The sequence below is a fragment of the Pseudomonas syringae pv. cilantro genome, from assembly GCF_001293775.1.
GTDB classification, from domain to species: domain Bacteria; phylum Pseudomonadota; class Gammaproteobacteria; order Pseudomonadales; family Pseudomonadaceae; genus Aquipseudomonas; species Aquipseudomonas syringae_P.
In genome coordinates this window covers 2,286-2,823 of sequence record NZ_LGLN01000050.1, presented here as the reverse complement: position 1 = coordinate 2,823, position 538 = coordinate 2,286, and the positions used below count along the sequence as shown (strand labels likewise).

The following is a 538-nucleotide window of genomic DNA, read 5'->3' as shown; positions in this document are numbered from 1 at the left end:
CGTCGACGCGTGCGTCTGTGACGAGCAGCGAAACCTGATATTTCTATCAGCCTGGGGCCGCGACACGGCCATGCAGGAGTTTCTGGCCAGGCTAACACTCGGCTCTGCTGAGAATGGCCTAGACCAGTTTCACATCGTCATGAATGACCAACGCATCCCCGTGTTCCCTGATACGGATCTGTTGGAAAAACGCACCACTCGCCAGCTTCGCGGAACGCTTTTCGGCAGCCTGTTGCACTTATGGCTGTTCGATCAGCGTTGCTCGCAGCCGGATCGAGCAAACCATTCTGCTTACGCGCTCATCAATCAAGCCCAAGACCCGTTCGACAGGTTGTGGCCGCTGATCGTAGACACTTGCCCTCTTCCCTTCCTTCCACATTGGCGTGAGCCGGTGATGGAAGTCCTTACTGCGCACAACATGCTGCATCCGCTACCAGGGGCTATTGGCTCAGTGACTGCCTGGCGTTTGTCGCTGCAGCTGGACGTGCTCGAAAAAGCCCTGGGCGAACTCATTCGCGCAGGAAAACTCACCACTGAA

Annotated in this window: 1 protein-coding gene; it reads left to right on the top strand. The window is 56.7% G+C overall.

Annotated features, from left to right (window positions below; translation table 11 throughout):
* A partial coding sequence (locus tag ABJ99_RS13620; protein WP_054086288.1) for a hypothetical protein occupies nucleotides 1–538 on the top strand: 538 nt, incomplete at both ends.